The organism is Sphingobacterium sp. UBA7855 (assembly GCA_002500745.1).
In the GTDB taxonomy this organism is placed as follows: Bacteria; Bacteroidota; Bacteroidia; order Sphingobacteriales; family Sphingobacteriaceae; genus Sphingobacterium.
The window spans coordinates 1-13,335 of record DLST01000006.1 but is presented as its reverse complement, the minus strand read 5'-3'; the positions used below and the strand labels follow the sequence as shown (position 1 = coordinate 13,335).

The 13,335-nt window shown below is 43.5% G+C and carries 11 protein-coding genes; 4 read left to right on the top strand and 7 right to left on the bottom strand.

Annotation, left to right across the window (positions count from 1 at the left end; genetic code table 11):
- Positions 1–26 precede the first annotated feature (26 nt).
- On the bottom strand, positions 27–4,049 hold the full coding sequence (locus tag B2107_RS03980; protein WP_293953349.1) for a two-component regulator propeller domain-containing protein: 4,023 nt from the start codon (positions 4,047–4,049) through the stop codon (positions 27–29).
- Positions 4,050–4,551: 502 nt separating this feature from the next.
- On the opposite strand from B2107_RS03980, the gene B2107_RS03975 reads away from it, so the two are divergent.
- Positions 4,552–5,589 (top strand): leucine-rich repeat domain-containing protein, encoded by a 1,038-nt coding sequence (locus B2107_RS03975; RefSeq protein ID WP_293953347.1) that lies wholly within the window; start codon positions 4,552–4,554, stop codon positions 5,587–5,589.
- 93 nt (positions 5,590–5,682) lie between these two features.
- On the opposite strand, the gene B2107_RS03970 is transcribed toward B2107_RS03975, so the two are convergent.
- Positions 5,683–6,810 carry a helix-turn-helix transcriptional regulator gene (locus B2107_RS03970; RefSeq protein ID WP_293953345.1) on the bottom strand — a complete coding sequence of 376 codons (1,128 nt, stop codon included), beginning with the start codon at positions 6,808–6,810 and terminating at the stop codon, positions 5,683–5,685.
- 38 nt (positions 6,811–6,848) lie between these two features.
- On the opposite strand from B2107_RS03970, the gene B2107_RS03965 reads away from it, so the two are divergent.
- Together B2107_RS03965 and B2107_RS03960 are read left to right on the top strand one after the other, a co-directional pair.
- Positions 6,849–9,317, top strand: a complete 2,469-nt coding sequence (locus B2107_RS03965; protein WP_293953343.1) for a TonB-dependent receptor — start codon at positions 6,849–6,851, stop codon at positions 9,315–9,317.
- A gap of 2 nt (positions 9,318–9,319) precedes the next feature.
- Positions 9,320–10,486, top strand: a complete 1,167-nt coding sequence (locus B2107_RS03960) for a PepSY-associated TM helix domain-containing protein (RefSeq protein WP_293953341.1) — start codon at positions 9,320–9,322, stop codon at positions 10,484–10,486.
- 259 nt (positions 10,487–10,745) lie between these two features.
- Here the strand turns inward: B2107_RS03960 and B2107_RS03955 are convergent, their stop codons facing one another.
- The 5 genes from B2107_RS03955 to B2107_RS03940 form a co-directional block, all read right to left on the bottom strand.
- Positions 10,746–10,964 (bottom strand): hypothetical protein, encoded by a 219-nt coding sequence (locus tag B2107_RS03955; RefSeq protein ID WP_293953339.1) that lies wholly within the window; start codon positions 10,962–10,964, stop codon positions 10,746–10,748.
- A 151-nt stretch (positions 10,965–11,115) separates the two neighbouring features.
- Positions 11,116–11,433 carry a colicin immunity domain-containing protein gene (locus B2107_RS03950; protein ID WP_293953337.1) on the bottom strand — a complete coding sequence of 106 codons (318 nt, stop codon included), beginning with the start codon at positions 11,431–11,433 and terminating at the stop codon, positions 11,116–11,118.
- 23 nt (positions 11,434–11,456) lie between these two features.
- Entirely contained in the window at positions 11,457–11,708 is a 252-nt protein-coding gene (locus tag B2107_RS21880) for a colicin D domain-containing protein (protein ID WP_312378906.1), read from the bottom strand.
- Between the two features lie 62 nt (positions 11,709–11,770).
- Positions 11,771–12,028, bottom strand: coding sequence for a DUF7660 family protein (locus B2107_RS03945; RefSeq protein WP_293953335.1), 258 nt, complete (start codon positions 12,026–12,028; stop codon positions 11,771–11,773).
- 6 nt (positions 12,029–12,034) lie between these two features.
- On the bottom strand, positions 12,035–12,463 hold the full coding sequence (locus tag B2107_RS03940) for a hypothetical protein (protein WP_293953333.1): 429 nt from the start codon (positions 12,461–12,463) through the stop codon (positions 12,035–12,037).
- A 311-nt stretch (positions 12,464–12,774) separates the two neighbouring features.
- On the opposite strand from B2107_RS03940, the gene B2107_RS03935 reads away from it, so the two are divergent.
- Positions 12,775–12,918 (top strand): hypothetical protein, encoded by a 144-nt coding sequence (locus B2107_RS03935; RefSeq protein WP_293953331.1) that lies wholly within the window; start codon positions 12,775–12,777, stop codon positions 12,916–12,918.
- The last annotated feature ends 417 nt before the right edge of the window (positions 12,919–13,335 follow it).

Sequence of the window (13,335 nt, the reverse complement as noted above, 5' to 3'; positions counted from 1 at the left end):
GGGAAAAATGTTTCATTTCACCCCTTTTAAAGCTTCTGGCGGTGTTTTTCCTGATAGGCAGACGGTGTAATCCCGAATTCTTCACGAAATACCTTGGTGAAATATTTGGGATCTGTAAAGCCCACTTGGTAGGCAATTTCAGCGATCGACCACTGTCCGGTTTCGAGCATGTGCTGCGCCCGTTGCAAACGGATGCTGCGGATAAATTCCACTGGTGTTTTGCCGGTCAAGTCAAAAATCCGCCGGTACAAGGTCGCTCTGCCCAAAGCAAATGCCTCACCAAGTCCCTGCACGGAGAGGTTAGAATTGCCCATGTTAGCCTCTACGTAGGCCAGTACTTTTGTGATCCATTCATTATCGAGTGAAGTCGTGTCCAGCTCACTGGCAGCTACTGAAACCTGCTTTTGATAGGTTTCCTTAAAGCGATCCTGCTGAGCGAGTAGATTTCTCATTTTTGAAATCAGCATTTCCATACGGAACGGCTTGGTGATATAATCGTTGGCTCCCATTTCGAGGGCATGGAGCTGCCGCTGTTCGGAATTGACCACAGTCAGCAGGATAAAAGGAATAAAAGCCGTCCGTTTGTCTGTCTTAATCTTCTGGCAGAGCTCCGCACCATTCATTTCGGGCATATTGAGATCGCTGACGATCAGATCGGGATGCTCAGCAAGGGCCTTCTGCCAACCTTCCTTTCCGTTGGAGGCCACGATAACCTGAAAATACGGCTGGAGAAATTCCTTCATGTAACTGCGGTAGTCGTCGTTGTCTTCTACCAACAGTACGGTTTTTTGCATCGAAAGAGCGGAGCCTATGTCTTCCGCTAGCACATCATCGTACACGGCTTCATTCTGTTCTTGAATATCTTGCAACGGCAATTGCAGCACAAATGTACTTCCCCGTCCGACTTCGCTTTCAGCATGCAGGGTACCCTTATGCAGCTTGGCAAACTCCCGGCTGATGGCCAGTCCAATACCACTCCCTTGGTTGATCATATGTTTGGGCAGTTCGTTCTGAAAAAAACGTTCAAAGATCTTTTCCAACCTATCGGCAGCAATACCTATCCCCGTATCGCTGACGCGGATTTCGAGCCGATTACCCGACCGCGTATCGACGGAGAGTGTTACACTGCCGCCCTGGGTTGTAAATTTGAAGGCATTGTTCAACAGATTGAAGAGTATGCGCTCCATTTTATCCGGATCCAGGGCTGCCCAAACATCCTCACCCAAGGTTTCGAAGGCAAACTGCACCTGACGTTTTTCAGCCAGATCGAGAAATGAATCGTAGACCTCTTTACAAAGCCCAAAAATCCGGAGGTTCTTTTTATGCAGATGCAACTCACCGAGCTCCAGTTTCCGGAAATCCAGCAGCTGATCAACGAAATTGAGCAGTCGCCGAGCATTTCGGTGGATCAATCGGAATTGCCGTTGTTCATTTTCGGGATAAGGCTGATCCAACAATTTTTCTACTGGTGTCAGGATCAAGGACAGCGGAGTTTTAAGCTCATGGCTAACATTGGTAAAAAAGTGGATCTTCATCGCATCCAGCTCCTGCCTACGCAGCTGCTCCTGTTCCTGCTGTTCTTGCTTAAATTTCAGGCGGGTACGGCTGATGATCCGATAACGCCCCCATACCAATCCCACAACGATGACCAAGCCATAAAAACCATATGCCCAGGCACTCGCCCAAAAAGGAGGCCTAATCTCAATATCCAGCTTGGTGTATACTGGATCGGCAGCACCACTTTCTTCGGCACGCACCACGAGCGTATATTTTCCGGGTGCTAATCCCGTAAAACTTATTTTTCGGCTGTTCCCATCCACGCTTACCCACTGGTCATGTAACCCCTGCATCCGGTAGCTGTAGTTTATTTTTCCGGCGTTGACAAAATTGAGCGCTGCAAATTGGATGGCAAACGCATTCTGATCGTATTTTAAAGCCAGTTTATGGGTGGTGGATATACTCTCCGACAGAATCAGGTTACCTTCATATTCCTCCCCCACGCGCACACTGTTATTGAACAACTGCAGATCAGTAAACAGCAACGGATAACGATGCCCCCGAATAGGGTCATTGGGCGGAAAGAACAGGTTAAACCCATTGCTGCCGCCAAAAATCAATTCACCCGCTTTTGTCACAAATGCAGCGTCGTCATTGAACACATTGCCCTGCAATCCATCCGTTTCGTCGTAATTCCGAAAGGATAATTTTAGTCCACCGTTTACATATTGCGGTGAAATCCTGGACAGGCCGTTGGGCGTACTTGCCCAGATGGTGTGCTGATGGTCCATGATCAGGCGCAAGATGGTCTGGTGGGGCAAGCCATCGGCTTTGTGGTATTTGAAAAACTTCTTCTGCTGCGGATCGTAAATTGATAGGCCATCCCGCGTGGCTATCCAAATGAATCCCTTTGCATCCTCGATGACATCGAGTACCGTGGTATTACACAAGCTATTTGCTGCACCTTGCTGATAGCTAAAATGCTGCAATAATTTTCGATTCCGATCATACAGTTCAATACCGGCCGAACCACCTACCCACAGGTTTCCCTTCCGGTCCTCCATGATGGCATTGACCGAAAAGTTAAAGGGATGATTGTAGCGGTAATCCACAAAACTATTCGTTCTCCGGTCTAGAAGCTGCAGTCCCTTGTTTAATGTCCCCACCCATAACCGTCGTTCGCGATCTTCAAATATTTCCCAAACGTTATCTTCCGATAAACTTCCCGCACGCTTGCTATCGTGCCGATAGTAGGTAAAACGCTGGCCGTCGTAACTATTCAGGCCGCCGAAATAAGTACCGATCCACAGCTTATTATCGCGGTCTACATATAAGCTCGCAATAATATTGCTTGAAGGTCCGCTTCCGTTATCCGCTTGCAGATATTTTGTAAACGTTTTCGCTGCCCGATCGTAATAGAGTAAACCCCGCCCATTCGTACCGATCCATAGATTTCCGCGTTTATCCTCGGCAAAACAATTCACATCGTCAAAAGGTAAACTCTTTAGGTTATTCGGATCGTGACGGTATTGCGGAAACGAAGACTTTGTCTCGCTATAAGAATTAATTCCTGCTTTAAAGGTCCCCATCCAGATTGTTCCTGACGCATCCTTTAGCAACGACTGTATTGCATTTCCCGGCAAAATTTCTTTTGCACCAAAATCATTCGAGATATAGCTAATGGCTCTCTTTTGTTTATCAACGAGGTTAATTCCACCATGATCTGTAGCAATCCATATGTTGCCCCTATCGTCTTGCACGATGCCGTTAACGATATCGTTATTGAGTTGAAGCTGACCGACTTTTCGATCCAGTGTCAGCCATCTGTTATCTGCAGCAGAAAGCCAATAAACTGCATTCGCCTTGCCGGGCACATAGATCCAGGCATCATCCTGTGCATCGATGAAAAGTTGGTAGCCTTGCTCGGCATTACTTGCAGGCACATGAAGCCTTCTGACCAATTGATTATCCGAATCCCGTCGTACGTCGACTGTTCCATCTGCATACACTATCCAGCTCTGCTGTTTGGAATCAAATGCAAGTGATGACACCGCATTGCTGTAAAGCGGTCGGCTGCTGTTTTGCGTATTTAAGAGCTGCGACTTTTTCTCCCGGATGAGGTATTTATAAATCCCTTCACCCGGATAGATAAACCAGAAATTCCCACGGCTATCGGTAACGATTGTCTTGAACCACTCGTGCGGCAAACCGAGCTGGGCGAGCCAACGTTTTGGCCTGGATTCAAATTGTTCGTTGGCTGCATTGTATCTGTTCCAGCCCTTTGGTGTATAGATCCATAGCGAATGGAGCGGTCCTTTGACTATTTTATCGATATAATTATCGTTGATACTGGTGCTATCCTGCTCGTTGTGTAGAAAAACTTTAAAGTCATAGCCGTCGAAGCGATTCAATCCTGAAGCCGTACCAAACCATATGAAACCATTTTGGTCTTCGGCCATAGCAATCACCCGACCATTGGAAAGACCGTTTTTGATGCCCCTATTGTTAAAGAAATAGCTTTTTTCCTGCGCATCCGCTTTTGTGCACAGCATAATTATCGCCAGCGAAAACAAAAGGCGACAGTAAACCATTAAAAAAAAGGATCTTTGTTTCAATTCAGCCAATACTTTTAATAGGGGGAAACGCTAATTAATTATTTTCCACATTAGGATTGTCAAAGATACGTTTATTCCCTTACATCGTATAAATTAAACTTTTTTTGGACAACGTGATGGCTTTACTTCGGAAAGTCCATTAACCGGCTACATGTTGCGGATCTAACTGTGGACTTGCACACGATTTATCAAGAATAAGCCAACTCAAATTTTATACCCGAATGCGTATAAATAGTACTAAATACAAATAACTATACCCGATTGGGTATACAAAGAGATTGCAAATAATAGCATAAAACAAAATTTTCACCCAAAAGAACGGATCGAATGTTAGAAAAAAAAGAGCGAATCATAAACCATCGCCATGCGGATATAAATTGGTCGAATAATTGCTTTATTGAGCTATGCATATTTGCATAAAACACAAAGTCGATTCAACATGAAAAAATATATTATCGTATTCAGCTTATCCTTACTTACGCTAAGCGTTTCAGCACAAAAGAAAAAGAAAAAAGAAGTACCGCCGCCAGTGGTAAACCCCATTCCCGAAGCACAAAGAGTAATCGAACAGGCGGGTGATTCGGAAAGTATGGAAGCCGGCATGATAACCATGCCCATGCGGGCGGCCGATCAGGTGCGCATCAAAAAGACAGATGGGCAAGAACTGACGTTGGAGAACTTCGAAGAACTGTTGAATACCGATCTTTCCCAGATCCAAACCTTAGCGCTGAGTTCATCCATCTCAGGAAAGAAGCTCGACAGCGGCATCTTACAGAAGGTGATTGACGAAGGTAGTCAGCTGGAAGAATTGGAAATCAGCAACCTGACTATCATTCGCTTTCCTGAAATCAAAACTGTCCACCCCACGCTGAAAAGAATCACATTAAGCAAAAATGAGCTCAGCACACTGCCTGAAAACATTTCAAACCTGACAGCACTGGAAGAGTTCGACTGCAACAACCCCTTGACGACTTTGCCTTCATCCTTTGCACAACTCAAGAATTTAAAACAATTGGGGTTAAATGGAAATCTATTTACCGCTTTTCCCAAAGAAATTTTTAGTCTTGGCAAACTAAACTTCCTATCCCTTTCTGGCCATTATAAAAGTGAAACTAAGCTAAACGAACTGCCTGATTTATTTGAGCAGTTGCCCGAACTAAAACAAATCGGTATCGAAAACGCGGGTTTAACTACGCTACCAAAATCTATTGCTACCCTTAAAAATTTAGAGAAGGCCAATTTTTCATTCAACCAGTTTACCAGCTTCCCTGCAGCCCTGCAAAACAATCCCAAACTGGTGTATGTACCGTTTACGAATAATCCCCTTCAATGGGAACCATTCTTGGCTTCTGTAAAAAAAATCAAGTGGAGCGGGCTTTTCTTCTTGAACGATACAGGATTGACAAAAAAACAGTATGAGCAGGTACAGCAGATCTTAAGCAAAACCGATGTTTATTATGATGAGATGAATGACTAAGTTCAATCCTAGCAAAAGAAGCAAGCTCTATACAGATAGTTAGACAACTTCACTATCAACTACTTCAATAACAAAAGCAAAGAACGTTGATATTTACGTGGGATTCATAGAAGCTTGCTGTACAAATTTGGGTTTCACGCCAAAATGCTTTTTGAAGCTTGCTGAAAAATGCGCAGGATTGCTATAGCCTAAAAAGCGTGAAATTTCATTTATTGGCCGATCGCCCTTTGCAAGCAGGCGCTTCGCTTTTTGCATTCTACTCGCTGTGACATAGCCATAAATGGTTGTGCCGTAGCATAGCTTGAAATATTTTTTCAAATAGTTTTCATTCGTTCCCAATTCGACAGACAACTGTGCTAATGATGGTGGATCTGTCAACCTGCTCTCGACTATTTCTTTTGCTTTAGTCATCAGCTTTTTCATTTCAGGGCTGAGGTTATTATCAATTGGAAGCGCAATGCCTTTAACCTTCTGCTGATCAAATGTCCGCGCCAATAGCTCCAGAATCTTACCAAAGCAATACAGTGATTTCCATTCTTTGTCCATCTCCGTATCCAGTAGTTCAGCAATAATTTGCTTCTGTTGCGCACTGATCAATCTAGACTCGTCAAACAGAATGTCCGTTTGTGACTTTTCCGCAAGGCGGCGCAACTTAATCCGTAAAGAGCTATCTACGGGCAGATAGGATTCGAATAAAGAAATCGGTATATTGATTTCAAAAAAGCTTTCCGCTGGGCGGCGATGCCATAAGCCAATAATCTGAGGTGCTGCAAACAGGTAACTCTGAACATATCCCGGTGAAGAACTCCCTAATAGTTCACCGTCCACGTAGTACTGCCGGTCACTATTTAACGCGAAAAAAACATGAATATACGGTACAGCATTGTCAATACAGAGATAGCCATCACTTGTAGATGTGAGTTCCGAATGCATCACATGCATACCCTGTGGCAGCACAATCTCGGAGACATTCATCCGTGAAGAATATTGCTTCATCGTCTTTTGGCGAAATTGGAAAGACCGATTGCTAAATGTGCGGATATCAAACGAGTAATGTGGCGGCGTGTCGGCCATTTCGTGCGCAACTTGCTCATCCAAAGACCATGATTCCTGCAGATGTGCATTATTGAGAAGTACTTTTTCTAAACCATCCATAGCTAGGGTAAACTTTAAAATTCCCGAATTGCATATTTTTTCTCCGCCAAATATAAGTTTAATCATCGAATTTTGTCTGCTTATTAAGATTAAATTTAAATAAGATGCGAAAAATACCTATGCTTGTCGCAGCCATATGGAGTTTACAACTCCCCCTTAGCCATGCGCAAGAAAAACAGTTATTCAACGGAACAGTTTTGGATGAATACAATACTCCCCTTGCCGGAGCTACAATTACAGTCCTTAAAACCAACCAGCATACCGCAACCGACCATCATGGGCAATTTATATTGCCTACCTTAAGCAAAGGAACCTATGATATCCGAATTAATGCCATCGGTTACAAAACCATTAAACAGAAAGTATTGATCGATCCGACGCATCCCTTTACCATGACATTTCCTATGTATCGTGCAGAGGAAGCGCTGCAAACGGTGGAAATTTACGGGCGCAAAGAAAAATCCTATCGAAACACACAGTCCTTTATCGGCAGTAAGACAGAAACCAAATTGCGCGACCTCCCGCAATCGGTTTCTTATGCGACCAAAGAGCTTATTGCCGACCAAGGGTTGATGCGTGTAGGCGAAATTGTTAAAAATTTCAGTGGTGTCAATCAGTTTACCTTTTACGACGATATTACGATCCGGGGTTTTCGGATCAATGGTGGGTCCAACACCCAGCTTGTCAACGGGATGCGTACCACAACAGGATTCTGGAAACAGCCGCTGGCCAATTACCTGGAACGGGTAGAAGTATTGAAAGGCCCATCGTCAGCCCTATTTGGGAATGCGAGCCCCGGCGGTATAGTCAATCGTGTCACAAAAAAGCCGCTTGACGAGGCACGCAAATCGCTGCAGTTCTCGGTGGGAAGCTTCAACAACCTCCGCGCCCTGGCGGACTTCACAGGGCCTATGACATCCGATAAAACGTTGCTTTACCGCCTCAACATCGGTTATGAAAACGCGCAGAGTTTTCGGGATCTGCAGTTTGACAAAAACTTGGTGCTGGCACCATCCTTTTCCTTCATTCCATCAGAAAACACCCGTATCAATTTTGATATGGTCTATAACGATTCCAAGTCGAGACTCGACCGCGGACAATCTGTCTTTGCCAACGGTGATCTGTATTCGACCCCTATCAGCCAATCCATGAGTACGGCCAATGATTTTCTGAACGAACAAACCTATATGGTCACTGCCTCATTGAACCACCGTTTCACTGATAAATTGAGTTTCAATGCATCTTATATGAAAACAGGCTACGCCGAGGATCTGTCAGAACATCGTTCGGCCAATGCATATGCTGTAGATGGCAAAGGAGCCAATATCGAGAATATGGTGGCAAGACAGGTTTTTATCCGAAACAGAAAACGATTTGTCGATAACATCACCGCTTTCTTTAATTATAACGTTAACACCGGCGTGCTAGCCCACAAACTCATTGCCGGCTATGACTACGCGCAGGAGGTATTACCTGTGGGTGGTTCGCAGCTGACAGCAAGCGGTTACAGAAATAAAGATAACACAGGCAGCATTGCTAAATTTGATCCTAAAAAGATCAATGATTATTTACTTGACAAAAATGGCAACCCAGTGCCCAATGTATCTAGTTTTGAGCTCAGCAACCCACTGAAAAGTCAACAGTTGCAGGACGAAAGCAAATATTTTTTTGCACCGGCATCCACTACAGCAGTTGCTCCTACCTATTATCATCTGAATGCATTGTATGTGCAGGATCAGCTCACTCTGGGGCGGCTTCAATTATTGCTGGGGTTACGGTATGAAAATTACAAGGATATTGCCAATTATAAAACAGATCAGGCCGAGAATGTACACCAAGATGTCCTTCTGCCACGCTTTGGCGCAGTATATACCATCAATCCGCAGATTAATCTATACGGAACCTACATCAAAGGCTATAACCCGCAAACGGCTTCGGCACTGGCAAATCCAAATGCAGGCGGGCCATTCGATCCGCTCGAAAATGACATGACCGAGTTTGGATTAAAAACCGCCTGGTTGGATGGAAAATTGCAGGCGAGTACAGCCATCTATCAGATCAACCAGAAGAACACCCTTTATCCTGCACCTACGGCCGCAAATGCGGATTTGATGGAACAGATCGGTAAGGAAAGATCCAAAGGGATCGAGTTTGACATTCAGGGTCAGATCCTTCCGTATTGGAGCATTATCGCTTCTTACGCTTACAACGATGCCAGAATTACCGAAGGCGGGAATAACGAAGAACTGAACAAACAAAAGCCTAATGCGCCTCGGAATACCGCGAATATCTGGACCAGATTTTCTATTCCCTCCGGCATAGCCAAAGGCCTGGGAATCGGCGTCGGCGCCAACTACGTAGACAAGCGGAACCTGTCGCTTAACCTGAACCAAACAATACCCTCCTACAGTTTATTGAATGCTGCCTTGTACTATTCCATTGGTAAGGTGCGGCTGCAGGCCAACTTCAATAATATCACCAATAAAACCCATTGGGTAGGTGGTTACGATTACATCCGTCTATTTCCAGGTGCACCACGTAATTTCCTATTGACACTCGGCTATACCTTTTAAGGATGACTTTGAAAAAGACGATCTTGTTTTTACACCGCTGGATCGGACTATTGTCCGGTCTGGTGGTTTTTATTGTGAGCATTACAGGCGCTATCTATGTGTTTGAGAAGGAACTATTTGCACTTTTTCATCCAAGATATGTGACAGTAACGGAACAGAAAGGCGAGAAAACACTTTCCCTTTCCATCTTGAAGGCAAATGCACAGCGTTTCATCGATCATCCCATTACCCTTATCCGTGTGCCTGCTACAGATGATCAGCGGCAGGTTTATCTATTTGAAGCCCTTAAGCGCCGTCCAAAGAACGATATCGTCGGTGTATTCATCAATAAAGAAATCCGCTATTGGGACCGTATTTTTGTAGACCCCTACAGCGGTCGAGTTTTAGGAAAAATAGACGTTGAGACAAACTTCTTCTGGATTATTAGGCAGATCCATCAATTCTTATATCTGAGGCGCGATGTGGGCAGCACCATCGTAGGTACCAGCGTCTTGCTGTTTATCATTACGTTACTTTCGGGTATTTTCCTTTGGTGGCCCAAAAACCGTAAAGTTGCTGTTAAACGCCTCAAGATTAATTTTAGCGCTAAATGGAAACGCCTAAACTACGACCTTCACCAAGTATTAGGCTTTTACGCTTTCTTCGTTGCTATCGTCATTGCGGCCACAGGTTTAGTCTGGTCCTTCAAATGGTGGGAAACTGGTATTTACTGGTTGCTGGATGGTAAGCGGCCCAATAAGAAACACGAAGAGCCAAAAGCTCCAGAAAATACAATAGATGCCGCCAGTGAGGCCTCGTTAGATATGATATGGTCTGATGTTGTGAAAAGTTATGGCGCGCATGAAGGTGCTTTGATCAATATCCCGCAAAATGCTTCAGTGGCCAATGTTACTGTCTATAAGAAAGGAAATACCTGGTGGTCGGCTTCTGATACCTATACCTATGATATTCGTAGTGAAAAGTGCTCTTTCAAGCGGCTGCAAAATGATAAAACATTGGGCATGAAGTGGCGCGATTCCAACTATGATATCCATGTCGGAAAAATTGCCGGGCGTACAGGCATGTGGATCGCATTTGTGACCAGCTTAATCTGTGCCTCTCTGCCGGTAACAGGCTTTTATATCTGGTATGGTAGAAAGTTTAAGAAGAAGAAGAAACAGCGTAGTTAAGATGACACCTTCTATCGAGGCTGCCAAAAGGCTCGCTAAGATTTTGGATATTACGGAGGGTTAGTTACTGGGAGAAAACGAACGGTCCGACCTTTTTAAAGACCTCGCTATGCTCAAAACGGTTTCAGGATATTGCAACACTCCCCGAAAAGGAAAAGGGATTAGCTGCTCGTTACCGTTGACCACTTTATTAAAGCAAGCAAGATTTCTTTGATGTAAAACAAAAACGCCAAGCTGTAAGCCTGGCGTTTAAGAGTTATTAAATATTAGGTAATGTTTCAGCCTTTAGCCATAGAGATATAAATTCCTTATCATCGTCAATAACGACAACGCAATTATTTATAAACTCAACAGCATTACCTTTCTTTTCTGGATTACCAATACATAGGCACCCACTTTGAACATTAATAAACATTGGCAAATCATCTTTGCTTACCCTGTAAGAAAACCCCTCCTCTAAATTACCTGCAACTTTCAATTCATACCTCCTTAAAAAGTAGCATCAATACTTCCTTTTTCAGTTGACATAATCTCTCGAACAGTTAAAGGTAAATTCATATAAGGCCTTGATGTTTCCAGCTGATTTTGTAAAAGTATATTCAGCGGCCTGCACTCCCGTCTTAGCCGCATTACGAAATAAGCATATTTAATACAGACAGTTTGCTGTCTAACCTCTTCCTTAACTCATTCTCGCTAATATTAAAATTATCATTGGGATCATACAATTCTTCAGGGTTATACTCATCAATGTCCAAAAAAATTTCATCCATGATATGGTTGACTTCCGCATCAAATGATGAAGTCAACCAATAAGTATCCTCTCTTCTAATTTGAAGAAAATGCTCAACAAAAACAGAAGCCGCAATTTTATGAGACAGAAAAATGCTAATAAGATAAATGTACCTCTGTAAATTTATTTTATCTAAAAGTTTTATACCTGTTACCATAGAAACCCCTTTGTTAAAATACCTTAAACTTGCACAGGACTTAAAGCAGCTCCGCTAATAAATTGTCCTGAAGGAGAAGCAATAACATTTAATCCCGTTTTTGGATTTAAATAAAAGGTTACAGGATTGTTTGAATTCCTATATGCCACTTGAATTATTTGCGTTCCTGATGCATTAATATGTTGATTTAATGCCGAGCTAAATTTTGCTGCATTTACCTTGTTATAATTACCCACTACACCAAACTCGCTTGCATGCTTAAACTTGGCTTGCAGTTGCCTTGAAGTATTTAAAAGAACGTTACTACTATTCCCTACCCACTTAGCGGCATTCTAATCTATTCGTACATTTTAGCGGCTATCAAAATATTTGCAAACACTTTCCAATTTATATTTTCAGGGATAGGCATATCATTATTTTGATAATACCCCTCCATATCTTCCGTCCAACTTGATATACTTTCTAAATATTCGGGTAAAGATTTATTAGTCCATTCTTCTGGATTACTTTTTAAGTTAGAAACTAATAATTCAACAAAATTGACAAAGTCTTCCTTGCTTTTAATCTCGTTTATTTTTTTATTAAAGTCTGCCATATTTTCTTATTTTATAATCATACTATTACCACCGCCAAGTTTGAGTTTAATTGATGTGCCACCATTTGTTGTTGTCATTTTCCACATTTGACCAGTTGGATTTGCCCATTGAATTGGTGCTTGCTCTAACCCTGATAATTTAAAAACTCCAAGTCGCCTATGGTCAAGTGTCCAAACTTTACCACTTGCATCTTTCCAAACATTCATTCTAAGTACATTTGGGTTCAAACTACCATTTGCCAACGCTTCTGCATTTCCCAGAACAGTGAAATTTCCTGTTGTATTTTTAATACTACTCTGCATAAAATGAATTTCACTTGTATTAAGTACCCCCTTAGCGGCAACTACTTGCCTTACACCTAAAAAATCAGCAGTTTTGGCGAAGCTATTGCTTACCAAAAACAGTAAAATAAATATGCTGATTAATTTTTTCATTCGGTTGCTAATTTACTATTTATAGTCCGATTATCTTTTTCTTTCAACTGAACTTTTTCAAGTGAAGAAAAAAAGAACGCTCGATTTTTTATGTTGGCTTGGTAGCGGAGCGGACAAGGCAATATAAAAAATCGAGCAAACAACCGAAGGGCGTTAGTCTGCCCCCAAACGCAAGGAAAAACAGCCTTGAGCTAAACGGCTGGCTGCTGACTGTGGAGCAAGGGGGCTGCAAGGGAGAGCCTGACAAGGCGGCTTGCAGCTCTGTAGAAGTGAAGGGCTGTCATAGTTTTTGCTTTCTTTCCGCAAAAACTATGACAGCCCGTAACGCACTACACAAGGCTTTCCTTATGCTTCGCCAGAGCGGAGCGACGGCAATACAAACAAGTCAAGCCGAAGCCCGATGCGACCCGCAGGCGAGCAAAATGATGGCAGGCGGTGGACGTGTTGCGCCCTGAGCGTAACGAAGTGAAGCCGAAGGATACAAGAGCGGACAGAGTAGCCTGCCGTGAGGATGACGAAGCGAACTGCAAGAACTGTGACAGCCTGCGTAACGCAGTGAAGCACCCAAAGGGCGTCAAGGCTCTTTTTTATTCAATTGAAGAGAAAAACACGTTATAAAAAAGTGCCTTGACGGGCTGGCCGCAGGGCTTGCGGAGCAAGGAAGACGAACACCGCTTTTCCTGCGTTTGGGGGCACGGAGCTTGAGCGGAGTGCCGAAGCGTGGGCAATGGGCGTGGATTGGTGCGGTGGGATTTTGTCTATTGCAACGGATGGAACTGCAGCACGTATTGTTTCAGGTCTTCGCTGTCCTGCTGCCTGTACCGTTCTACATTTTCCACTCTTTTAAAGCCTGTAATCTCCCCTAAAAATAG

Bases quoted from the DNA above. Each gene is read 5' to 3' on its own strand.
- B2107_RS03965 (WP_293953343.1), top strand. From the start codon at position 6,849: ATGCGAAAAATACCTATGCTTGTCGCAGCCATATGGAGTTTACAACTC.
- B2107_RS03935 (WP_293953331.1), top strand. From the start codon at position 12,775: ATGACAGCCCGTAACGCACTACACAAGGCTTTCCTTATGCTTCGCCAG.
- B2107_RS03975 (WP_293953347.1), top strand. From the start codon at position 4,552: ATGAAAAAATATATTATCGTATTCAGCTTATCCTTACTTACGCTAAGC.
- B2107_RS03940 (WP_293953333.1), bottom strand. From the start codon at position 12,463: ATGAAAAAATTAATCAGCATATTTATTTTACTGTTTTTGGTAAGCAAT.
- B2107_RS03980 (WP_293953349.1), bottom strand. From the start codon at position 4,049: ATGCTGTGCACAAAAGCGGATGCGCAGGAAAAAAGCTATTTCTTTAAC.
- B2107_RS03970 (WP_293953345.1), bottom strand. From the start codon at position 6,810: ATGATTAAACTTATATTTGGCGGAGAAAAAATATGCAATTCGGGAATT.
- B2107_RS03945 (WP_293953335.1), bottom strand. From the start codon at position 12,028: ATGGCAGACTTTAATAAAAAAATAAACGAGATTAAAAGCAAGGAAGAC.
- B2107_RS03950 (WP_293953337.1), bottom strand. From the start codon at position 11,433: ATGGTAACAGGTATAAAACTTTTAGATAAAATAAATTTACAGAGGTAC.
- B2107_RS03960 (WP_293953341.1), top strand. From the start codon at position 9,320: ATGACTTTGAAAAAGACGATCTTGTTTTTACACCGCTGGATCGGACTA.